23 protein-coding genes are annotated in these 21,522 nt (G+C 60.0%); 6 read left to right on the plus strand and 17 right to left on the minus strand.

The genetic code is table 11. From position 1 onward, the window contains the following. Nucleotides 1–40: 40 nt before the first annotated feature. Together HNQ95_RS16270 and HNQ95_RS16275 are read left to right on the plus strand one after the other, a co-directional pair. Nucleotides 41–955, plus strand: a complete 915-nt coding sequence (locus HNQ95_RS16270) for a TIR domain-containing protein (protein WP_182574523.1) — start codon at nucleotides 41–43, stop codon at nucleotides 953–955. Between the two features lie 6 nt (nucleotides 956–961). Next, nucleotides 962–1,663 (plus strand): adenylate/guanylate cyclase domain-containing protein, encoded by a 702-nt coding sequence (locus HNQ95_RS16275; protein ID WP_182574522.1) that lies wholly within the window; start codon nucleotides 962–964, stop codon nucleotides 1,661–1,663. 60 nt (nucleotides 1,664–1,723) lie between these two features. On the opposite strand, the gene scpB is transcribed toward HNQ95_RS16275, so the two are convergent. Beyond that, nucleotides 1,724–2,401, minus strand: a complete 678-nt coding sequence (gene scpB / locus HNQ95_RS16280; protein WP_182574521.1) for an SMC-Scp complex subunit ScpB — start codon at nucleotides 2,399–2,401, stop codon at nucleotides 1,724–1,726. 5 nt (nucleotides 2,402–2,406) lie between these two features. Further along, entirely contained in the window at nucleotides 2,407–3,360 is a 954-nt protein-coding gene (locus HNQ95_RS16285) for a DUF1403 family protein (protein WP_182585807.1), read from the minus strand. Nucleotides 3,361–3,487: 127 nt separating this feature from the next. Here HNQ95_RS16285 and HNQ95_RS16290 point away from each other — a divergent pair, with 127 nt between their 5' ends. Continuing rightward, a complete protein-coding gene (locus tag HNQ95_RS16290) occupies nucleotides 3,488–4,597 on the plus strand; it encodes a tyrosine-type recombinase/integrase (protein ID WP_182574650.1) in 1,110 nt (369 codons plus the stop codon). A gap of 421 nt (nucleotides 4,598–5,018) precedes the next feature. On the opposite strand, the gene HNQ95_RS16295 is transcribed toward HNQ95_RS16290, so the two are convergent. Beyond that, a complete protein-coding gene (locus tag HNQ95_RS16295; RefSeq protein ID WP_182574649.1) occupies nucleotides 5,019–5,450 on the minus strand; it encodes a plasmid maintenance toxin (PemK-like) in 432 nt (143 codons plus the stop codon). Next, complete coding sequence (locus HNQ95_RS16300; RefSeq protein ID WP_182574648.1) at nucleotides 5,437–5,745, minus strand: type II toxin-antitoxin system Phd/YefM family antitoxin; 309 nt, start codon at nucleotides 5,743–5,745, stop codon at nucleotides 5,437–5,439. Before HNQ95_RS16300 ends, HNQ95_RS16295 begins: the two co-directional genes overlap by 14 nt. Nucleotides 5,746–5,828: 83 nt before the next feature. Here HNQ95_RS16300 and HNQ95_RS16305 point away from each other — a divergent pair, with 83 nt between their 5' ends. Together HNQ95_RS16305 and HNQ95_RS16310 are read left to right on the plus strand one after the other, a co-directional pair. After that, nucleotides 5,829–7,004, plus strand: a complete 1,176-nt coding sequence (locus tag HNQ95_RS16305; RefSeq protein ID WP_182574647.1) for a site-specific integrase — start codon at nucleotides 5,829–5,831, stop codon at nucleotides 7,002–7,004. A gap of 134 nt (nucleotides 7,005–7,138) precedes the next feature. Further along, entirely contained in the window at nucleotides 7,139–7,972 is an 834-nt protein-coding gene (locus tag HNQ95_RS16310; RefSeq protein WP_182574646.1) for a DUF8758 domain-containing protein, read from the plus strand. Here HNQ95_RS16310 and HNQ95_RS16315 read toward each other — a convergent pair. From HNQ95_RS16315 to HNQ95_RS16370, 12 genes are all read right to left on the minus strand, one after another. Next, nucleotides 7,923–8,402, minus strand: coding sequence for a DUF488 domain-containing protein (locus HNQ95_RS16315; protein WP_182574645.1), 480 nt, complete (start codon nucleotides 8,400–8,402; stop codon nucleotides 7,923–7,925). The two genes, HNQ95_RS16310 and HNQ95_RS16315, sit on opposite strands and share 50 nt — an antisense overlap. Before the next feature lie 211 nt (nucleotides 8,403–8,613). Next, nucleotides 8,614–9,819, minus strand: coding sequence for a plasmid replication protein RepC (gene repC / locus HNQ95_RS16320; RefSeq protein WP_182574644.1), 1,206 nt, complete (start codon nucleotides 9,817–9,819; stop codon nucleotides 8,614–8,616). Between the two features lie 156 nt (nucleotides 9,820–9,975). Continuing rightward, nucleotides 9,976–10,992 (minus strand): plasmid partitioning protein RepB, encoded by a 1,017-nt coding sequence (repB, locus tag HNQ95_RS16325; protein WP_182574643.1) that lies wholly within the window; start codon nucleotides 10,990–10,992, stop codon nucleotides 9,976–9,978. Further along, the gene (repA, locus tag HNQ95_RS16330; protein WP_182574642.1) at nucleotides 10,992–12,185 is read right to left on the minus strand and encodes a plasmid partitioning protein RepA; all 1,194 of its coding nucleotides are present in this window, start codon (nucleotides 12,183–12,185) and stop codon (nucleotides 10,992–10,994) included. Before repA ends, repB begins: the two co-directional genes overlap by 1 nt. A gap of 279 nt (nucleotides 12,186–12,464) precedes the next feature. Beyond that, the gene (locus tag HNQ95_RS16335) at nucleotides 12,465–13,352 is read right to left on the minus strand and encodes an ArdC family protein (protein WP_182574641.1); all 888 of its coding nucleotides are present in this window, start codon (nucleotides 13,350–13,352) and stop codon (nucleotides 12,465–12,467) included. Nucleotides 13,353–13,578: 226 nt separating this feature from the next. Further along, a complete protein-coding gene (locus HNQ95_RS16340) occupies nucleotides 13,579–14,631 on the minus strand; it encodes a Fic/DOC family protein (RefSeq protein ID WP_182574640.1) in 1,053 nt (350 codons plus the stop codon). Nucleotides 14,632–14,699: 68 nt separating this feature from the next. Further along, nucleotides 14,700–14,906: an antitoxin VbhA family protein gene (locus tag HNQ95_RS16345; protein WP_182574639.1), complete on the minus strand. Its 207-nt coding sequence runs from the start codon at nucleotides 14,904–14,906 to the stop codon at nucleotides 14,700–14,702. Between the two features lie 119 nt (nucleotides 14,907–15,025). Further along, nucleotides 15,026–15,358 carry a DUF736 family protein gene (locus HNQ95_RS16350; protein ID WP_182574638.1) on the minus strand — a complete coding sequence of 111 codons (333 nt, stop codon included), beginning with the start codon at nucleotides 15,356–15,358 and terminating at the stop codon, nucleotides 15,026–15,028. A gap of 396 nt (nucleotides 15,359–15,754) precedes the next feature. After that, complete coding sequence (locus HNQ95_RS16355; RefSeq protein WP_182574672.1) at nucleotides 15,755–16,270, minus strand: thermonuclease family protein; 516 nt, start codon at nucleotides 16,268–16,270, stop codon at nucleotides 15,755–15,757. Next, entirely contained in the window at nucleotides 16,270–17,520 is a 1,251-nt protein-coding gene (gene repC / locus HNQ95_RS16360; protein WP_376769257.1) for a plasmid replication protein RepC, read from the minus strand. Before repC (HNQ95_RS16360) ends, HNQ95_RS16355 begins: the two co-directional genes overlap by 1 nt. A 502-nt stretch (nucleotides 17,521–18,022) precedes the next feature. Further along, a complete protein-coding gene (locus HNQ95_RS16365) occupies nucleotides 18,023–18,229 on the minus strand; it encodes a hypothetical protein (RefSeq protein WP_182585808.1) in 207 nt (68 codons plus the stop codon). 11 nt (nucleotides 18,230–18,240) lie between these two features. Then, entirely contained in the window at nucleotides 18,241–20,175 is a 1,935-nt protein-coding gene (locus HNQ95_RS16370) for a ParB/RepB/Spo0J family partition protein (RefSeq protein WP_182574636.1), read from the minus strand. Nucleotides 20,176–20,537: 362 nt separating this feature from the next. Here HNQ95_RS16370 and HNQ95_RS16375 point away from each other — a divergent pair, with 362 nt between their 5' ends. Next, nucleotides 20,538–20,822, plus strand: coding sequence for a hypothetical protein (locus HNQ95_RS16375; RefSeq protein ID WP_182574635.1), 285 nt, complete (start codon nucleotides 20,538–20,540; stop codon nucleotides 20,820–20,822). Between the two features lie 9 nt (nucleotides 20,823–20,831). On the opposite strand, the gene HNQ95_RS16380 is transcribed toward HNQ95_RS16375, so the two are convergent. Beyond that, entirely contained in the window at nucleotides 20,832–21,023 is a 192-nt protein-coding gene (locus HNQ95_RS16380) for a Y4oE-related protein (RefSeq protein ID WP_182574671.1), read from the minus strand. Between the last annotated feature and the right edge of the window lie 499 nt (nucleotides 21,024–21,522).

Genomic DNA, 21,522 nt, shown 5'->3' on the forward strand with positions numbered 1-21,522 from the left:
CACCGACGGCGTACAAAGGGCAACGTCGGAGGGGCATCGAATGATTGAACGGTTTGAAGGTGAGGCTGGTAAGAGGCTACGCATTGCCACGCTTGCAGCACAGAAGATTGTCATGGGCAACCACTCGCTCGCCGAGGAACTCGCAGAGCGCGTTGAACTCATCGCGGTGACAAAGGGCTCGGCAATTATTGAGCAAGGCGCGTCCGACAATGACGTGTATTTGATCTTCGCCGGTGTCTTCGACGTAGTGGTCAACGGCAGGCTCGTTGCAAAACGAGGCCCCAAAGACCACGTCGGCGAGATGGCGGCGATCGAGCCCAGCCAGAAAAGGTCGGCGAGCGTTTATGCGAGCGAGGACGGGGTAGTCGCCCGTGTGACCGAGGAGGCGTTCGCTGATATCGCCTCACGGCATACAGCGCTCTATCGCAACATTGCGCAGGAGCTATCCCGGCGCCTCATGCAAAGAAACATGCTGGTCAACAATTTCCGGGAGAAGATCCGCATATTTATCATTTCGTCGGCGGAAGCGCTGCCGATCGCACGAGCGGTACAGAATGCGTTCCAGCACGATGCCTTTGTAACCATCGTTTGGACAGACGGAGTTTTCCGTGTTGCGAACTACACGCTGCAGGACCTTGAAGCACAGATTGACGATTCCGATTTTGCCGTTGCCATCGCACACGCAGACGACCTGACCGACAGCCGCGGAAAGGAGTGGCCGAGCCCTCGGGACAACGTGGTATTCGAGCTAGGGTTGTTTATGGGCCGGCTTGGCCGAGCGCGAGCCATACTGATGGAGCCCCGCGAGGAAAAAGTGAAGTTGCCAAGTGATCTAGCTGGCATCACAACCATCACCTACCGCTTTGAGAAAGGAGGCGACACTGCAGCACTCCTGGCACCAGCGTGCAATGTACTGCGGGACCACATCAACAGGATGGGACCAAACAATGGATAGCGTTGTATGGCGCTAGCAGATGACATCAAGGCGGAAGTCACCAAAATATTCAAAGACCAATGGTCGAGGCGGACCGGACAGGTAGTTCCTGAGCCGGAAAGCATCTCTTTGAGCAACGAAGCCGTCGAGTTCGAACAGGCGACGGTACTCTATGCCGATCTTTCGGGGTCGACAGCGATGGTTGACGGCAAGAAATGGTGGTTTGCGGCCGAAGTCTACAAGACGTTTCTTCACTGTGCTGCAAAGTTAGTTCGCGCAGAGGGAGGCTCTATCACCTCATATGATGGTGATCGAATAATGGGTGTTTTCATCGGCGACTATCAATGCACTCGGGCAGCTCGGTGCGGTTTGAAGATCAACTTTGCCGTCCAGAAGATTGTGAATCCGGCGCTAGCAGCCCGCTATCCTGATGCGAATTATTCCGCGAAGCAGGTGGTTGGCATCGATGTCAGCAGCATCAGAGCGGCCAGAACGGGCGTGCGCGGCGGCAACGACATTGTGTGGGTCGGGCGGGCGGCGAATTATGCTGCGAAGCTTACCGATCTGGACCTTGCGCAACGCACATGGATCACCGAGGCCGTGTATAATCGAATTAACGATGCCGCAAAATTCGGCGGCGAGCCGAAAGAGAATATGTGGAAAAAATTCAAGTGGTCGCAGCACGACGATATGACGATCTATGGATCGATATGGACGTGGCGGTTGTAGGAGTCGAGCGATGAAATGGGCGGCTGACAGACCGCCACGGGAACTCTTACCGTCCTAAATTTAGTCGATCGAGAACTCTGGCAAAACTTCTCCGGCCAGCAGCTTGTCCTTGCTCAGCAATCCTGCATCCTCGAGCGCTTCGAAATCCGGCAGGTCGCGCAGTGTGTCGAGTCCGAACTCGAGCAAGAACTCTTTCGTTGTGACATAGGTATAGGGTGCGCCAGGCGTCGGGCTGCGCGGTCCAGAGGCGATCAGCTTCGCGCCGCGCAGATGGCCGATCAGGTCGCGGCTGATCTCCTTGCCGAAGAAGGAAGAGAGCTCTCCACGGGTGATCGGCTGGAAATACGCCACGCACATCAGCACAAGCACCTCGGAGTGGGTGAGGTCGACCGTTCGCTCGCTGGCGCCAACCGCGGCGCGGATCGCGTCGGCATAGGCCGGACGGGTCAGGTGCTTCCAGCCGCCGGCGACGGCGACGAGGTCGTAGGGCCGGCCGCGCAGCTCCTCGCGGATGTCGTCGATGAGAAGGTCGATGCTGCAGCTCCTGCCGACGATCCGCGCCAACGTCTCACGGCCGACCGGCTCGCTGGCAGCGAAGATCGTTGCCTCGACGCGATTCATCCATTCGCGCCAGCGCACCTCCGGCGGCAGATGATCCAGCTCCCGATCAAACAGCTGGTCAGCTGATCGACCGTCATCTTGTCGACCTTTCCCTCGTCTGCGCGTCGGTTCCGCCATCGTCCTTACAGCCCGTATATGCGGAAGGTTGGGCGGCCGCTGAGTTCGCGGACAGCGCCGAGCTCGACCAGTCGATCGAACAGTCGCCGGCTCGCCCACCTCGACAGGCTCTTGCTGGTCAACATTCCCGACACTGCATCGTCGCCGACGAGCCGGTCGATGACCTCGCCGGCCGCTCTGGATCGCAGCTTCGGCACGACCGCCCGCAGCCGTTCGGCCTGCGCCGCAATGTCCGCCGCCAGCCGGCAGGCCTCGGCCGCTCCGAGGGCCGTGGCAATGAAGACGGACTGCTCGAACGCATCGCTATCCGGTCGCGCGCGCCGGCCCTCGGGTCCCGAACGCAGCAGCGGCGCGCGGATCTGAGTGGTCATGATCGGCACGGCGTGACGCCAGCCCATGCGCCATGACAGGGCGCAGTCTGCCAGCCACCAGCCCAAGACTTCGGCCTTCGGGTCCTCTCGCATGACGGTGACGGCAATGCGCGCCGCGACGACGGGGGCTGGGGCGCCCGCCCGCACTTCGTCTCGTGCCATATCGATCAGTTCGGCAAAGCCGTCCGACCAGCCGACACCGAGCAAGGCGGCGACCGCCTGCAGGTCCTCGACGCCCGGCGGAGTCAAGCGGCTGGCGAGCCGCCTCCATGCGGCCAGCACGTTTCCGGCAGGCCCCGGTTCGTCGCCGGGCTGACGCAGCAACCAGACGTCTCGCAATGCCGCTTCGTCCTCGCTGCGGCCGATCAGTGTCATGCAGGCGCTTGCTGCTTTCAGCGCCAGCCGATGCCGCCACGCGCCGCTCCATGCCGGCTCAGCCTGCACAAGATTATCGAGCGCGTTCAGGGCGCTGCCGGCCATGAAGGCGGCCTCGACCGGGTCCTCGATACGGGCGCGCGGCGTAGCCCAAGCCGGCACACGCGGTACCGGAAAGGAGATGTGCGATGCGGGTTCAGGCTGCCGACTCATTGCGAACAGCGTAAACGCGATGTGCGGTTTATGCGAGCATTTTCGGCGTTATCCGCACCGCTTGTCGCACTTGTTTTATGTCCGGTAAGCTTCCATTACCGGACATATTCTGATAGCCTCGCAAATCATGGAAAATCCCCCGCCCAAACCCGCCAAAAACGATCTTCCGGCCAACGATCCGGTTGAGGGCGATATGCCCGACATCGTCGATCTCGTCATGGAGATGGGCCAGCCGGAAGCACGCGTCCCTGCGCGCGTCGAGGAGCTGGTCGAGACTGCCCGGGAATATGCCGACAACGCCAGCTCGGAGAATACCCGCGACGCCTACGCCAAGGACTGGAAGCATTTCACCTCGTGGTGCCGGCGCAACGGCTTCGATCCCCTGCCCCCGGATTCCAAGGTGATCGGGCTATATATCAGCGCTTGTGCAGCAGGAGGGGCGAAGCTCGGTGCCCCGGCTCTGTCCGTTTCGACCATCGAGCGCCGTCTTTCCGGCCTATCCTGGAATTTTACCCAGCGCGGCCTAGTCATGGACCGCGCCGATCGCCACATCCGCACCGTGCTCGCCGGCATCCGCCGCAAGCACACAAAACCGCCGCGCGTAAAGGAAGCCGTCCTTGGCGACGACCTCGTTGCGATGCTCGCCACGCTCGGTCACGATCTGAGGGGACTCCGCGACCGCGCCATCCTCCTCCTTGGCTTCGCCGGCGGCCTGCGCCGTTCCGAGATCGTCGGCCTCGACGTCGCGCGCGACGATGACAGTGACGGCGCCGGCTGGATCGAGATCCTTCCGGGCAAAGGCGTGCTGGTGACGTTGCGCGGCAAGGGTGATCGTTGGCGGGAGGTCGAGGTCGGCCGTGGCTCCAGCGATCACACCTGCCCCGTGGTCGCTCTCGAGACCTGGATCAGGTACGGCCGCATCGCGCGAGGCCCCCTCTTCCGCCGCATCTTCAAGGACAACAAGACCGTCGACGTCGAGCGGCTCTCCGACAAGCACGTCGCCCGCCTGGTCAAGCAGACGGTGCTTGCCGCCGGCATCCGCTCCGATCTACCGGATGCCGATCGGGGCCTGCTGTTCGCCGGCCATTCGCTGCGGTCCGGGCTCGCCTCGTCGGCCGAGATCGAGGAGCGTTACGTCCAGAAGCAGCTCGGCCACGCGTCGGCGGAGATGACCCGCAAATATCAGCGCCGGCGTGATCGGTTTCGGACCAACCTCACCAAGGCGTCCGGGCTCTAGAAAAGCCCCCTCCCCTCCCCCAGTTTCGGCCACGCAATGGCCGGTCGGAGAGCAGGATTTTCACCTTGGCGCTTCAATTGAAATCGGGAGGTAAAACCGACAAGGTCTTCGGCGCGCGCGAGCGGCCCGATCAGGGTGTTCAGGGGCAGGTCGGCGAAAACGTAAGCCATTGATTCTATTATAACCGATTCGCGTACCGGAAGCTATATTCCCATTCACTTCCGTCACAGGCGATGCCTTCGGCGACAAAACTCACAATCGATAATGACCTCTTATCGATAGTGATGGACTTGACGGCCAGGAGGCGCTAGAGTCGGCGCAAGGCACGCTCGCGACGGCCGCGGAAACCCGCCTGGAAGGCGCATCGATGGAGACTGCCCCTGCCCTGATGCCGCCCGGCATGCCGCAGCCCCAGCCGGCGTCACGCCGTGCGCGACGTGCTCGTGTGCGCCTGGCCTGTCGCGATGGCGACAAACCGGCGCTTGACCGCGGCAAACAACGCCGGCGGCAGCGGCCCGTAGTAGCCGCTCTCCGTCTCCAGCGGCCGGATGTCGGGGCCCGGCCAGGCGAACCGGTTGCTTTCCGTCAAAACGATCCACGACCGCTCGCCGTCAAGCCGCAAGCGCAGCTTGACGGCAGCCGGGATCTCGATGGCATCGTTAGGATCGGCCGGCGGCGTGTGGGTGATCGGCAGGACCCGGACGACCGGCGAGCCGTCCTCCTGCATGGCGACCAGCGCCAGCACCAGGCAGGGGCGGTCCTTGTCGCCTTCCTCGCGGCCCTCGCGGTGTTGCCAATGCCAGAGATAGGAATAGCGGAAGACGTGGCCGACCTTGATGTCAGCCGGCAGCATTTTTTGCCGTCAGGCTTTTTGTCCCAGAGGGTTTTGACCCAGAGAGCTCGTCATTGAGATGGTCGAGACCCGGCTCCATTTCGGAGGCATCGACCGCGGCGATCTCGTCCGCGCTGAGCTCCGCCGTCAGCTCGACCCGCCGGTCGCGCTTCGACAGCCGGACAAAATCCTCGTAGGCCAGCAGCACGGTGCGCGGGCGGCCGTTCTTGGTGATGATGACCGGGTCGCGGACTGCGGCATCCTGATAGGCGCCAAAGTTTTTCGAGACGGCGGCGGCGGTGACGGTGGTGGTCATCGGCGAGACTCCTTTGTTCCGGAATATACGGGCTTTCCGGGCTTTCCGCAAGTTCGAGGCGCCGACCAAGTGGAAACCAACCAGTGACAGAGCAGCTTGCTAACACCAAAAATGCTGAACTCGTCGCGCGGCGGGCCGAGGCCCTCGACGCGCTCGATTCCGTGCTGCCCTTCGACCGCCGCGATTTTCTGGCCGACCTCCTGACCGACGACGACGTCGCAACGCTGCGCCATCTCGCCAAGGAAGGCATTGGCGCAAATTCTCTGCGGGCGCTGGCCTCCGACCTCGGCTATCTTGAGGCCTGGTCGCTCGCCGCCACCGGATTTTCGCTGCCCTGGCCGGCGCCGGAGGCGCTGCTGATCAAATTCGTCGCGCACCATCTTTGGGATCTTGCCAAACGCGAGACCGATCCGGTGCACGGCATGCCGGCCGACGTCGCGGCGACGCTGAAATCCCAAGGGCTTTTGCGCAGCGACGGGCCGCATGCGCCCAACACCGTACGCCGGCGGCTGTCGAGCTGGTCGACGCTGACCAAATGGCGCGGTTTAACAGGAACGTTCAATGCGCCGGGCCTGCAGAGCGCCATAAGACTGGCGGTGCGCGCCAGCGCCCGTCCGCGCGGCCGCAAGAGCAAGAAAGCCGTGACCGCCGACATTCTGGCCGCCCTGCTCAACACCTGCGCCGGCGACCGTCTCGTCGACATGCGCGACCGCGCCCTGCTCATCACCGCCTTCGCCTCCGGCGGCCGCCGCCGCAGCGAGATTGCTTCGCTCAGGTTCGAGCAGATCGTCGAAGAAGAGCCGGTGCCGGCCGATCCCAAGGTTCCGGATTCTTCGAACATGCTCCCGTGCCTGTCGATCCGGCTCGGCCGGACAAAGACGACACAGGCCGACAGCGACGCCTTCGTGCTGCTCGTCGGCCGGCCGGTTCTGGCTCTGAAAGGCTGGCTCGAGCGCGCCGGGATCGCCGAGGGCGCCGTATTCCGCGGCATCGACCGTTGGGGCAATCTCGAAACCCGCGCCCTGACGCCGCAGGCCGTCAATCTGATCCTGAAGCGCCGCGTCGCCGAGGCCGGGCTCGATCCGGCGGCGTTTTCCGCCCATGGCCTGCGCTCTGGCTATCTCACCGAAACCGCCCGCCGCGGTATTCCGCTGCCCGAAGCCATGCAGCAGTCACAGCACCGCTCAGTGCAACAGGCCTCCAACTACTACAATGACGCGGAACGGAATCTCGGGCGGGCGGCGCGGGTTCTTGCCTGACCAAGATCGTGCTTACCGATGAGGGGTTTGAAGCTTGGGAGCGCCTTTCCGAGATCTAGTAAGCGCTGATTCAAGACTATCCGATATACCGCTTGTTTAAGTGAATTTACTAGGCAAGGTCCGGGAGGGGTTCGATGGCTACGCGAAAGGCAAGAATTCTGATTCTATGCAAGACATACCCATCGCCAAGCAGCAAATATTCCGAGACTTCTTGCGTGGCAGGGATGGAAGACAACGGACATCTGATCCGCCTTTTTCCGGTGCCCTTTCGTCTGATAAATGACGATCAGCAGTTCAAGAAATGGCAATTCATCAAAGCCACGATCGAGAAGGCCAAGGACGACCACCGACCGGAAAGCCATCACATTAAGGTCGACACGATCGGCAGGGATGGTCCCCCTGTCTCAACCAAAAACGCATGGGCAGAACGTTGGGCCTTCTTAGATAAGGCGAGAATCCACGACGAATTTTCGGCGCTTGAAGCGGACCGTGTATCGACCGGTCACACCTTGGCGTTTCTGCGTCCCTCGAGGATTTTGGCAGTCGATGTTACGCCGTCGTCGAACCCGGATTGGACGTCACAGGAACGGGACAAGCTTCTGAAGTATCAACAGCAGGCTGGCCTATTCGATGCAGCTGATGCTCGAGCAATTAGAACGCTTCGCAAACTCCCGTTTGAATTTCACTATCGCTACCGCTGCGACGTTGGAGGCGTCCAGGCAGAGTATCGGCACAAAATCGCGGACTGGGAGGCAGGCGCTCTTTTTTGGAATTGCCGAAAGAACTATGGCGAGAAGTGGGAGGCCCCGTTCCGAGAAAAATTGGAAAGCGTTTTGCCAGCAGCTGACCTGATTTTCTTGATGGGCACGATCCATAGGTTTCCCGATCAATGGCTAATAGTCAGCCTGATTTATCCCCCTAAGCGGCCACCGCTCCGAGAGCGTCAACAATCTCTGTTTGATCTGTGAGATGGGATATCGCTGCGCCGGTTTTATCGGCCACGGCCCGGGCAACGTATGTCCTATGGCAGAACCGATAGTCTGCCTCAAAGCATACAAGACAGGCGTTTTTTGATCGTGTGAGTTTGGCTACTTCTTCCACAGATTGGTCTTGGCCGCCCAAATACTGGAGAAATCCGGCCGTATAAATCGACCAGCTACCATCCCGTTTGTACCTGTCGCGAACGTTCTTTGGACACCCCATCGCCTTTGCGTGGGTGTATGAAATTCCGGCCGATGCAAGAGCCTGCTCAAATGAGGTTTTCGAGAATCCACGTTTCCGCGAAAGTGGCGTGGCGCGGACGTCCACGACAAGATCGATTCCGGCAGCCTGAAGACGAGCAATGAAGCGATCGATGGTCAGCCCTTCATATCCGAACGTGTAAATGGACTTGGTCATCGGCCTGCCTCCTTCGTAATCACCATATAGCTTGAGCGACAAAATCTGAAAGATCGCATTAAGGACCTGGTGTGATTGCGCGGAAATGCCACCGTTCCATCATGTTCGCCCCTCAAACTCCTCCGCCAAATTCCGGAGAACGAAAGCAACGGTATGAGTGGTGAAACGTGGCTGGATGAAGCTATCACGGCGGACTCCAGTGCCCTCTCAGTTATCCGGCCATCCTGGTCGGTGACCCATTAGCTTTCAAAGCAGCCATCAGCATCGGCCCGACCGAAAACTCCCCTGCCCTAGCCTTATCGGTCAGCACGCGCAGATAGCCGCCCGCTGAATTGATGTGCTGCGCCCTTTGCAGAATGCAGGCGATCACCATTGCCGCGGTTTCCTGCCCCATCACATGGCAGGCGTCCTCGTATGCGGAAGGCGACACGCCGAGATAACCGCGCACCTGGGCCGCCGTGACCATTAAATCGCGCCAGTTGCCAATCCCGTCGACGGCGTAATCCGCAATTTCCGGGCAGGCCTTCAGCACAATCCCTAGCGGGTATGTTTTCGGAGGCTCTACGGTCCTCGTCCTTGGCTCGGCCGTCGACCCGCTTTTTTCCAAAGCAGGTTCAAATTCAAAGATAGAGTCGGTATTTGAATCAGATTGCTGCCGCTCGCTTTGAGAGTCATTGCCGCTCGGATTCGTGGATTCCATATGAATTTCCAGCAGCTTATCCACGTCGTCATGCAACGCGGCCAGATCAGCCACGATGGGTTCAAGCTCGGCAATGCATGCACGACGCGGAATTGCCTCCACAACGCTGCGGAACCGCTTCCACAGGCCTCCCCAGTCGCCCGGCACGTCTTCCTCTACGGCCGCCTCGATCAGCTTGTGGATATCCCGGCGGTGCAGCGTAATGCGTTCCCTCATAAGCCTGAGCGCCCTATTGTCGGCGCGAACACGCTCGGCCGCCGCCTCGAACTCGCAGGCACGGGCCAGCAGCGGCGCCAGGGAGAAGCCAAATGCTTCCTCGATCTCCCCTCCTCTGCCCTTGCGTGCATAACGCTTGCCGTTCGGGCTGTCCCGTCGGATGACTAGCCCGCAGTCCACAAGAGCCGCCAGGTGCCGCCTCACTGTGGCGTCGGGCATTCCGTGCGCCCTGAGGGACAGCTGTGCGTTCGAGGGAAAGACGATGAGGCCGTTTTCCTCACTCAGCTCGCTGTCAGGATAGAATGATAGCAACGCATTCAGGACGGCCAGAGCGCGATCGCCGATGCCGACGATGCTCTTGCCCTCGCAGAGGTTGCGGTAGATCTGCCACTTGTCGACGACCCTGCCCTTGGGGATCTCACGTGACTCGTTTTGCGCTGCCAGCATGGCAAGCGACATCGGCCGCCGCCCAAAGGGCGTCGTTGCAATTCCCGTCTCCATTTCTTCCTTCGCCTTCAATTAGGCAAAAGAAATCCGTCCGCCGAATCGACGTTTAAAACTCTTGACACTGATTCGCGGAAATGAGATTCTCGAAGTGCGATCTACGAGAAGGGCTTCCGCGACGGCGACGTTCGGGGGCCTTTTTCTTTTGCGGTTTCAGTTCTCCTGCTTCGACTGCCAATCGGCATAGAGGTCATCCAGCCGGTCGGTAATGTATGCGGCAAAGAGCGGCCCATTGACCGCGCCAATAGCGATTGTGGCGGTCTTTCCGTTGGCTTTCAGCGAGACGCGAACCGATTTGTCATCGGGGGCCCAGGATTTGAAAGCGCCGATGCTTTTGGGCGTCTTCTCAGGCTTTGTTGTCAGGGCATCGACCACTGCTTGAAAGCGTCGATCGCTCGAGAGCGCCTTGGTTTCTGGTTCCGACAGCGATGCCAGCACGTTTTTGACGTTTGCCTTCGGCAACAGCTCGGCGAGTTCCATCCACCGCCGACGGCCGATCTCAGGCGCAGCACCTATTGCTTCGATCAACTCGATTGGCACCTGCCTCACAACCGAGACCATTTTCGACAGAGCCGCCTTATCGATCCCGAGGGCCGCCATAATGGTTTCTCGGGAGAACGAGCGGTCTTCCAAGCGAACTGCAAAGAGTGCTCTCTCTATGTATGAAAGATTGGTCCGGGCATTGTTCTCCTGTCCCTGGCTGACGACGAGCTGGTCGTCGGAAAGTTCCCGGACGACCGCACGGACCTTGATACCTAATACCTTGACGGCCGCCAGTCTCCGATGGCCGTAGGCGACCTGGTACCGCCCCCGGGCGTCTGGATGAGGGCGCACAAGAATCGGCACCTGTTGTCCGTGGTCCTTGATTTGCTCGCCAAGCTGGGCAAGCTTGACGGCATCGATGCCAATGCGATCGCTGACGAACGAGGAATCAACGAGGGCTGGATCGATCTCAATGATCGTTTGCCCTTCGGCTAGCTGCTTCTCGATATCCTGCGCGCGTTCGAACTTCTGCGTAATGTTGCCGAGGGTCTTGGTGATCCCACCAATGGGAGTGTTCCGCACAGCAGGAGGGACGAAGCCTGCGATCGGTCTCGCAGCCGTCATGGGCGATGAAGTTTCAGTGGCTTGGTTATCAACCGAGACCTCAATGAGATTCTTGCGGGCCATTATTTCCTCCCCCAAGTCGCCTTCAACAGGCCTTCGATTTCCGAATTGACCTGGTTCAAGGACTCCATTGCACGGTCGTAAGTTCCCCTCGTGAATTGCGACCGCTCGACTTCATAGAGGGTCTGCTTTGTTACGCCGGCGTCGGATATCGCCGTCGATTTGAGCATGGGGTTATGAAGCATCCGATTCCCAAAGATGGCGCGCATGAATCCAGTCATTTGGCTCTGCGGGCCGTCATTCGGCTCGAAACGTGTCACAAGATAGCGCATCCAGTCGTAGCTGGTGCGTCCCCCTGCCCTTTCCACGACAGCCATCAACTCGCTGGTCATCGCCAGAAATTGGCTCATCGACATCACATCGAGCATTTGTGGGTGAACGGTAATGAGAACCGATGTCGCGGCACAAAGCGCCGACATCGTCAAAAAGCCCAGTTGCGGGGGGCAGTCGATAATGACCACATCATAAAGGCTTTCAATGTCGGTCAGGACTTCGCCGATCCGAGCAAAGAACATCGATTCCGCCGATCCAGTCATAATCGCTTTTGGGGTCTCATGCTCGAATTCCATCAATTCGAGGTTGCCCGGCACAATGTGCAAATTCGGCGTGTATGTCGCCCGGACAATCTCTGAGAGCGGTCGCGGTTCGTCGTATCGGATAGCGCCAAAGAGCGTCTCGCCTTCGCCAACATCGAGTTCGGGCTGATGGCCGAACAAAGCCGATAGCGAGGCTTGCGGGTCGAGATCAATCGCAAGCACCTTGTAACCCCGAAGTGCCAGATACTGGGCCAGGTGCGCGGACGTGGTTGTTTTTGCGGAACCCCCTTTGAAATTCATGACCGCAATCACTTGAAGTTTCTCTCCATGACGGCGGTTCGGGACATATTTGGGGGACCCGTTCTTTTCGTCGAGAGTCTGCCGAATCCGCCCCATGTCGTCCGGCGTGTACATGCGCCGACCGTTAGCCAGCGGCTCTGGCCCATAGCCTTCGGAAGCGACCTGCCTGAGATATCCTTCTCCGATGCCTATGTAGTAGGAGGCCTCGGCCGGGCTGAAATTACGAATCGCCTTCTGAGAATTCGGAGGAAAAATCTTCTGCTGGTGCAACTGCAACTGACGTGACAGTTCGAGCGAATCCGCCGACAACATGGACGACAGATGCTCCTGTACACCGCTTTGAATGGAAGTCTGTAACATCCTGAGCCCTCGAACTGCGCAATTAATGCTAAGATGCGATAAACTGCGCAGTTACAATAAGACCCGATTCGTTACGAATTTACAAACGCTTAACCCTGATGCCGTTTCGAGCTTAGTTGTCCGCGGACAACTCACAGCGAATGCAGGAGATAACACCCCAGACCGAGCAGTGGTTGTCCGCGGACAACCAAATGCAAGTCACGTGAAACGACGAAGGATTCGGAACGGCCCCGATTCCTGGGATAGCGCCGAAGTCCCCCGCCGCCATTCGGATAACCGCTAGGCGGTTCCCTGTGCGGCGCCCGGCTGCAGGGCGGTGAGATACTCAGCGACGGCCTGCGCCTTGGCAGCGGCCGTGATGATGGCCCTCTTGTCATTCTTAAGGACAGCGAGCCAGTTCGCCAGATAGGCGGCTGTGTTGTCACGCGGATCATGCGCCACGCCCAGGTCGGCACACAGGAACGATGCTGCGAGCTCCGCAACGAGCTCCTCGACGGCATAGCCTTCACTGCCGAACCTGCCCGCCAGATCGCGGTCCAGGCGATGCTTTGCGCCTGACCAATGGCCAACCTCGTGTAGCAAAGTTGAGTAAAGGTGCACCTCGCTATCGAAACGCGTGCGGTCAGGCATGAGGATGTCGTCGATGCTGGGTCGGTAGCAAGCTTTGGTGCCGCCGTAGCTGACGCTTGCGCCGGTGTTCTGGACGAAGCTTTCGACGGTCTCGATATGCGGAACCGGATTGCCCTGCAGCTCCTCGACCGGGCTGAAGAACCGATCCGGCATGTTCTCGATCTGCTCAATATTGAAGACGGTGTAGCCCTTCAGATATGGAACCGCGCGGTCTTCGTCGTCGTCGTGATCCTTCGGAGTGAACGTGCCATATTTGACGACGAGGGTGCCTTTTTCGCCCTTACGGACTTGACCACCGAAGTCCTGCGCCTGCCTGTAGGTCATCCAGGTGTTTTCCTCGTAACCGAACATCTGGCCCGCGACCCACAGCATGATGACATTGATGCCGCGGTAGGTTTCACCGGTCGCGCGGCGCGGGATGATCGAGTTTCGGCGGGCATTGCCGCGCCAGGGGCGGATCCAGGGTTTGGTGCCGACTTCAAGCTGCTCGACAATGGTGTCCGTGATGCGCTGGTAGGTGTCCTTGATGCTCGTCATGGCCGTCTCCATCCGTTGGTTGACGGCAAAGACCGGAGATAGCCGAAACGAGCCCATGCACCCCGTAGGGGCCGCAACGGAGAGGAGGACCGCGACAGCGGTTGCATGGGGGAGGGGCTATCGTAGCTTGTCCGTCAAATCACCCAACGGATGGAGACGGCCGGCTGCATCGAACGCGCCGGCGGTCAACTACAGTCGGTGAGCAACTTGCCGCCTGCGGACGCTGTCACCGTTCGCGGTCATCGCTATCGCGCTCACGCGCTCGCTGCGCCGCGATATCCGTCTCGATGGCCAGCTCGGCAGGCGGCGTGCCTTGCAGGGTCGCTTCGGCTCTTTCGGCCTGCAAGGGCGCCTCGATGGCCTGTGGCTCACGGCCAAGGCGGGAAAAGTCGGATCGCGCGATGAAGGTGATTTCCGCTTCATCAGCGGGCAGTCGCTCCGGGAGGTCCCCGCGATCGACGGCCATGATCCGTTCGTCCGAGACGATGCTGGCGACACGGTCGTCGTGCCCGAGCACCTGGCCGGTCACTTCTTCGCGTGGGCGGGCTGTGCGGACGTTGTGCTCAAACGGATTCTCGCCGCGCGCCTCGAGGTCGGACAACGCGGCGCGAAGGGCTTCGCGGCGATTCGGGTCTACCGCGTCCTCGAGCACATGTTTCATGGCGGCGTTTGACGGGTCGTTCGTGGTTTCGATCGACGCCTGGATCATGCGCGGCTTGGTGATGACGGTGAAATCAACCTCATGGCCGTAGTGACGGCCAAGCTCGGCGATCAACACCTCCTGGGTGCGTCCGTTGCCTTCGCGAAAGGGATGTACATAATTGAGCTCGGCCATCACCTGGCCCGCACGCTCGGCGAACTGCTCTGGCGTTGAGCCGCGCAAGACATCGGGATCACGGATAGCCTTCAACGCCTCGTCGAGCCCCATCTCGATGCGGGAGCCGTGCAGGAATGCGGTGCCGCCTTTGGAGAGCCTACCGATCGGCTCGACACGCTGTCCGTCGACGATCGGGCTTTCGTCGCGCGTGTGCCCGGCCCATTCGTAGACGTCCTGAAAAATGTGGCCGTGAATAGCCTTAAGATGCGCCTTGTCGAATTGCCCTTGCGGGCCGTCGCCTTCGGCAATTTCCGCCATGCGGAAAGCCGTGGCGCGGTATTCTTCGATCCGCAACTCGGAATGAGTCTCGATGCCGAACCTGTTGCGCAGCACATCGGCACGATCGGGATCGTCCGACGTGTTCGGGTAGAAATAGGAACCTTTGGCAGGGCTCTCGGACATCGCGGGGCCAACAAAAAACCGCCTGCGTAGGGCAGGCGGCCTTTCGCCTTTGACAGTTGGTGTTTCGGCTATGCCCGTTTCGCTGGCCGCACGACACGCAGGCGATACTCTTCGCGGGTAATGTCGCCGGCGACGTAGGCCGCCGTCGCTTCCTCCAGTACCGGATCGTGCGTGTAGCCCTGCCGGATATTGGCCGCGCGTGCCTGATCTGTCGCCTTCCGGCGCTTTGCAACGGCTTCCGGCGAGCGGTCCGGACGGGTCGAATGGATATTCATAAACAGATCTCCAATAGCGACAAACATTAGCAGAAAAACCGCTGAAAATCGAGCGGTTTGCGTCATTTGTCGGCCTTGTGAGCGATGCGCCCGGCTTGAGACCGGGCGCTTCACGTCAATCAATCGCGGGGATCCCATTCGATGATCGCCTGCAGGGTGGGATCGTCCTGGCCGGGGTAGCGGCCGAGATTGGCGTTGAAGCCGAGGCGCTTGATCGAAAGCGTGTAGTAGGGCTTTTTCGCCTCGCTGGTCTTCTTCCAGATGCCGCCGACCTCGATGTCATAGCCGCGCGGAGACTTGGCATAGACGCGGTGCGTCGGGGCTTTCTCGTTGCTCGAGTCGAACGGGACAACGTGGATGTCCAGGTCGCGATCGATGGTGGAGATAAGGCCGTTGCCCTTGGCGGTGTCCAGCTCGTCGGTGTCGAATTGGATGAAGTTGGTGGTGGTCATGTCAGTCACTCCTCTTTGGTGGTTGCGACGATTGTTCACGGGCACGGCGGAAAGCGGTGCGCACCGCAGGCCGAAGCACAGCGGAGGAAGCCGGAGGCCGGAAAAATTTGCTGCGCGAGGAAGCCGCAGGCGGGGACATTTTTGCGGACGCCGGATTTGCGCAAACCGCGCCGACGTGCGAACGAGCGTCAAAAGCAACCGCCTTGGAGGGGCGATGGATGAACATCATTGGCTACATCCCCTCGGCTCGCTGGCGGCCTGAAGCGGCAATAGGTGGTCTTATTTTATTCATCTTTCGCGGCGGCGCAACGCATTCATGCCGTTCGCCGCAAGATTCGAGAAGCAAATTGCTTCACTGCTGCTGAAAACTCGTGGAGCCGATTTGGGTATGAGAGTTCAAGGCCCCGGAGACTTCTTGGCGCGCCGGTAGAGATGCGGACTCTCGATCTCCGCCGACCAGATGCCAAGCCTTCTGTCTCGGGCGCTGTTCTCGGCCTCGCCATACTCGACCAGGTTGATCGCATGGGACGACGGCAGATATCGAAGCATGGATTCGGCAAGGCCGGCGCCGACCATTGCCAGGCCGATGTCGGTTTCATCGTAGAAGCATTGTCCGACCAGGCGCCGATAGCGGTCGCGGTCGATGATCCGACAACGGACGTGTTTCCCGTCGATCATTCGCCGAAGAAAGGCCCGACCTGCAAGGCCGCATTGCCAGACCTCCCCGTCGCGAAGGCCTGTCTGATTGAGTTCGCAAGCGTCGATCGCCGCGATCCGAATGCGCTGCTGGCGCACGCTGATCGTGTCTCCGTCGATCACGCGGGCCGTGCCAGACCAGCTGGCCGGCTCGGCATCGGCCGCGCCGACGCTGATGCAAACAACGGCCGCGAGAAAATAACGCACGAGATACATCAATTCATCGTCTCCATAAGATTGCGGGCCGCAAGCCCGAAAACTGATCGGGCAAGATGAAGCTCGCCGGCGGCGGCGCGATCCGTCATCGCCCGTAAGTAGCCGCCCGGCGACGAAACTTCCTGCCGGTCGAATTTCTGCAACGTCACCGCGATTGCAACGGCCGCCTGCTGCTCGCCCATTTGGGCGACAGCGCAGCGCCGTGCATCGTCGGAAATGCCGGTAATACAGCACATTTGGGGCACGAGCCGCGCCAAATCGGCCCAGGTCCGGGGCAGGGTAAACCCGTAAGTTCTCAACGCCGGTATCGCCCGCAAAACGTCCTGCAACGCCACAACAACATGCGGCAGGCGCTTCGGCTGGTTGATTTGGTACGAACCTCGCCCCAGGCTCGTTTCATAAGCCCATTGGCTGGCGGAGCCAGCGTTTAGCAAACTGAGTTGTTCGGCGGTAGCCGAACGCCGATTCTCATTACTATTCACAATGGGATCAGGGGTTGTAGTCTGTTTGTGCATGTCGTTTTCGGCATACGTGCATGTCGACTCTTCCGCTTCCGCTTCCGCTTCCGCTGCGACTTGCGGGCGACGTGGAAGATGCAAGACCCGTTCGATGAACCACTCGACAAGAGCCGTCGCGCGGCGCAACACGCCGCTCGAGGCTTTTGCGGCTGTGCCGACCAGGGCAACGACCCGTTCAAGACGCGCCTCTTGCCGTGCTCGGGCGCGCTCTGAAAGGTCGGCAACGGTCGCCAAAACGTACCGGAGATTGCGAAGTGCGCCACTATATCGCCGCAACGCCGCGCGGGCGGTCGCCTTCTCCGCCTTCGCCTGTCGCACCAGATCGTCGAGTTCGCGGTAGCGGACGATAAGAATACGCAGGTCGATACCGCAACCATCGACAATCAAGCCACCGGCACTGCGCACCGGATAGCGCTTGTAGTTGCCACTATCCTGCATGGTGACAAGGCCGGTGTCGAAGAGGCTCGACAGCATGCGGCTCACCCGGCCGGCCGAACGATTGATTTCGAAGGCGAGCTGCTGGTTGGACTTGAAGATGATCGGCCGCCCGGCTTTCTCGAAGGCCTCGCCCGGCGCAGTGTTGATCAACGTGACCAGAAGATGGCTTTCGGTCGCGTTGATCAAGCCTGTGCAGGGCAGGTTGTGCGCGAGCACGGCGAGCTGACCACGCGTCACCACTCCGACCTCGGCGGACTGTGCCAGTCGCCGATATTCGGCGCGTTGCGATGTCATTCGGCGGCCGATGGGCCGCTTCGGTGGCATAGGTTCTCCCACTCTCGTCTCCTTTGTCGTGGAGACCAGACAAAACAATCCCGTTCACCGAAACGGTGTTTTTCAGGTTGACAGAGGAAGGGAGGTTTGCGACAAAGATTTTGGCTAAATTGATTATTCGCAAACCGCTTCCGGGATTCGTTTCGGGGCGGTTTTCTTTTTCTGGTCGGTTCGTCTTCTCCGTCGTAGGCGCTAGTTCGCGAGACTCGGAATCATGATTCCGGGTGATTTGCAGAACCATAACTCGAATATCCATTTTGGCGCAACAATTGTGCTACCATCGGTAGCAGACAAAGCCACTCTTCCAGGGTTTACAGGCATTTCATAGCTCGACACTCTCCGGTGCGCGCTTTGTCTGCTATACCTTCTCGGATATATGAACGGCGGCAATCCGGCCTGGTTTCCAAGCCGGTTTTTCTGCGGCGGGAAGGGGAGTTTGAGGGGAGGGGGAACGGGCCTCCGCTCAATGCGGATCGGGGCCGGTCGATCCGGCCCCGATCGCATCAGCGGCCGTCGATGAACGTTCCCGGAAGGCCGAAGGCTTCAAGCGCCACGGTAAGCGCGTCCTGAATGTCTGCCCAATCGACATGTGCGGGTTCTCGACATAGGCATTGATGAGCTTGAGGCAGGCGCGGTAAACCGATCGCGCCGGAGAAAGCGCGATCGGCAAGCGGCTGGTGATTATTCAGCCGCTACGGGATGGGGTGTTTCTTCATCGAAATCGGCGTCGTCGCGCTTCGTCTCGGCAGCAGGAACGGAAATCCGCACAGGCTCAGGAAGCCAGCCGCTGTCCGTGACCATCCGCTCTGCAATGCTAACGGCTTCCGACTTCTTGCCCGCCGCCTTAACGGCAAGCCCGGCCTGAGCGCCCTTCGCTTCACGAATGACGGCCTCGATGCTCTGGCGGTTGATATGCGAGAAATAGCTATCGCCGGTCGGCTCGAACCATTTCGTCATGTTCACCGCAAGAGCCTGTCCAAGCCGGTCTGCGTGCTCGAAAGCGCCTTTCCTGTCATAGCAGTGAAGCTTCCGCACCGCGTTGACGGAATGAGCCGCCGCAAAAGCCAGAAGCGACAACAGTTCGTCGCGGTTCTGCTGCAAGCACCATTCCCACAGATCGGCAGGGTTGCCGGGGATATGATCGCCCCATGTCTCGCGAAGGCTTTCAAACTCCGCCACGGCTCGGCAGGCGTCGCGCCGCTTCATGCTGGTTTCGATATGCTCATGTGTCAGCCTGATTTGCAGAGCGCTATCTACGTTCGAGCAGTAATCATAGACCACACTCAACAGCATCGCGTGAACCACTGCGGCCAAGGCTATATCGTGATTGTTCGCGAGTTCGACGCGTAGAGCCGCCGTCTTTTGAGCGGTCAGGTCCTCTATGAGCGCCGCCGAATGCGTCACCTTCGGCTGTCCCGCTTCCTGTGGTTTTTCAACCCCGTTGCAGCCCTTGTCGTCGCCATCGACCTCGTCATCCCTGTCATCCTCGGGCAGCACAAGACCACGCTCGATCCGCACATCGCCGTGGTTCGTCAGTGTGACGATCGCACCGCCGATCTCGAAAGCTTCCGGCGCATACATTTCCGTGCGATCCTGCAGTGCCGTGATCCGCTTGTCGATTTCCTCGATCTTCGCATCACCCTCTTCGTCGGCGGCCTCGGCCTCGATCAACTCGGCAAGCTCGTCATATTCTGTGGTGAGTTGGTCGAGCTCGGCTTGTTCCGCCTCGGACAACGGCACCTGTTCGGGATAGCGCCGCCCATAGGCTTGGAAAGTGTCATAAGATACATCGGGCATGATCTCGACCCATTTCCAGCCTTCCGCCTTCACCGCCTTGGCCGCAGTTTCAAGCTTGGCTGCGACAAGCGCGTCCAGCTTCACGACATCGACCGCAAAGCCGCCTTCCTTGTCATCGAACAGGTCGCGCCTGACGGTCCCGCCTGCCGCCTCGTAGGCGTCCAGCCCACCCAGGAATTTGACCCGCTTGTCGCTTGCCCGAACGCCCTCGCCAGCAAGCGCGGAACGAATGTTTGATGCGTAACGATTCCACGCCGGCAGGTCATTCCATACCCGTTCCTGCGCCTTGTGATCGTCGCTGATCGTGAAGGCCGAAAGCTGCTCAAAGGTCATGTCCTCGTTGCGGTAAGCCTCCAGGAGGCGCGGCGACACGCGACCAAGGGCAAGGCGGCGGCGCACAATCGTTTCGGTCGTGCCGAACTGTGCGGCAATGTCGGGGACCGACTTGCCTTCGTCCGCCAGATCGCGGAACGCCTCGTACTGGTCGACCGGGTGCATGTCCTCGCGCAAGACATTTTCGGCAAGACTGGTCGCCTTCGCGTCCTCGCCCGCGCGCTCCTTGCATTCAACGGGGAAATCCTTCGCGATCTCTCCCTTCTCGGCCAGCAGATTGAGCGCCACGCGGCGTCGCCCGCCAGCGGTCACGAAATAGCGGCCCTTCTTGTCGCCCTTCCTGACGACAAGGTTTTGCAACAGCCTGTAGCCATCAGCCCTGATGCTCGCCGCCAGCGCTGCGATGCCCTCGGCACTATAGGTCTTGCGGACGTTCTTGGGGTCCAAATCCAGCTTGTTTAGGGGGATGGTGATTGTCTCGGTCATGGGTTTTCTCTCCTGTTTTCTCGTTTTCCCGCGAAGCGGAAATCCTGCCCGAAGGGGCAGGAGCCCCGCTCCTGCTCCCGAGCTCGTGCGGAACAGCGGAGGAGAGGGGGGCAAGGGGACAAATCGGAGGGGGATCACCCGCCCGAAGGCGAAGCCGAAGGGGCGGCGCCGATCTGCGTATGCGGATCCGCGTCGATCCTGCACGGAGCGCGGCCCTGGCCGCGCGGAGGAAGGACGGGGAGACCGATTTTCCCCTTGCAGGGGAGAGGGGGCAGCGCCTCCTTTCCCCACTGACGAAGGGAAAGTAACGCGATGCGCCACCGCATGATCTACTCGAAAAACTGAAGGAACTTCAGATAACCATGGATCAGATCTTGGATGGGCTGATCCCGGCCAACGAAATAATCTGGGGGAGACCAACGACCACGACGGCGGGCGCGGTCTCTATTTTGAAGATCCGAACCTGCATCTGCTCGAAATCATCACGCGTCCCCATGGCAGCGGCGGCTGGAATCCTTGATTGTGGTGCCGGACAAAACGCTTATGGAGAATTAGCGTCGCTTTCGCTCGCCTGGTTTTCGGTGAAAAGGGCGGTGTACATCATCCTGGCCCTGGTGTTGTGGCGCATCGATGACCAAGGTCACTGAGAACGAGCCCTACGCCCAACCCACATGATCCGATTTTGCGAGCTTTAGAAACAGGTCGAACCAAAACCGATGCTCGGGTCCACGTCGATCGCCAACCGTCTCGAACGCACAATACGCGACCGACGTCGTCGGGTCTTTGCCGTACTTGTCGATCGCAGCATCAATCGCCTCGTCCTCAGCCAAGAACTCCCACCCTCTAATTGCGCTGTCGTGAATTCTCACGTTGACCTCCTCAAACTTGCCCAGGAAAAACTAATGCTTGGGTGGTCCTGCGTCACCCCTGCATTTCGAGAAGTCACGTCAATCGTGATGGAGGCCGATCAGGACAACGGTCGAGACCGCGATCAAACTAAAAACGCTCGAGTGTCGCCGGCTGAAGCTGCAAGGCAACTAAGTCACTTATGACCGTGGTCAAGAATGATGGATGACCTTTTTCGCCATACGCGGTTTGCCAAAGGTTTTGTTTGCCATTGATGAGGGCAGCACGGAGACGGGATGGGCCTTAGACGACAGTTGATCCAGCTCTTATCCGCGGGGTGGTTACCGCACTTCCGTAATCCGTCCTGGGCTATCCCTGCCTAATACCGGGCGTTGGGCTGATGCCCAGCCACATAGTTAGGACGGGAGTTCCCCACCGTGGCCACATCCCGTCTCCGTGCTGCCCGGTTTTTTCCGCCGGGAGATCCGGCGCGGGCAGAGC

Origin of the sequence: Aminobacter ciceronei (assembly GCF_014138625.1) — a bacterium.
Classification (GTDB): domain Bacteria; phylum Pseudomonadota; class Alphaproteobacteria; order Rhizobiales; family Rhizobiaceae; genus Aminobacter; species Aminobacter ciceronei.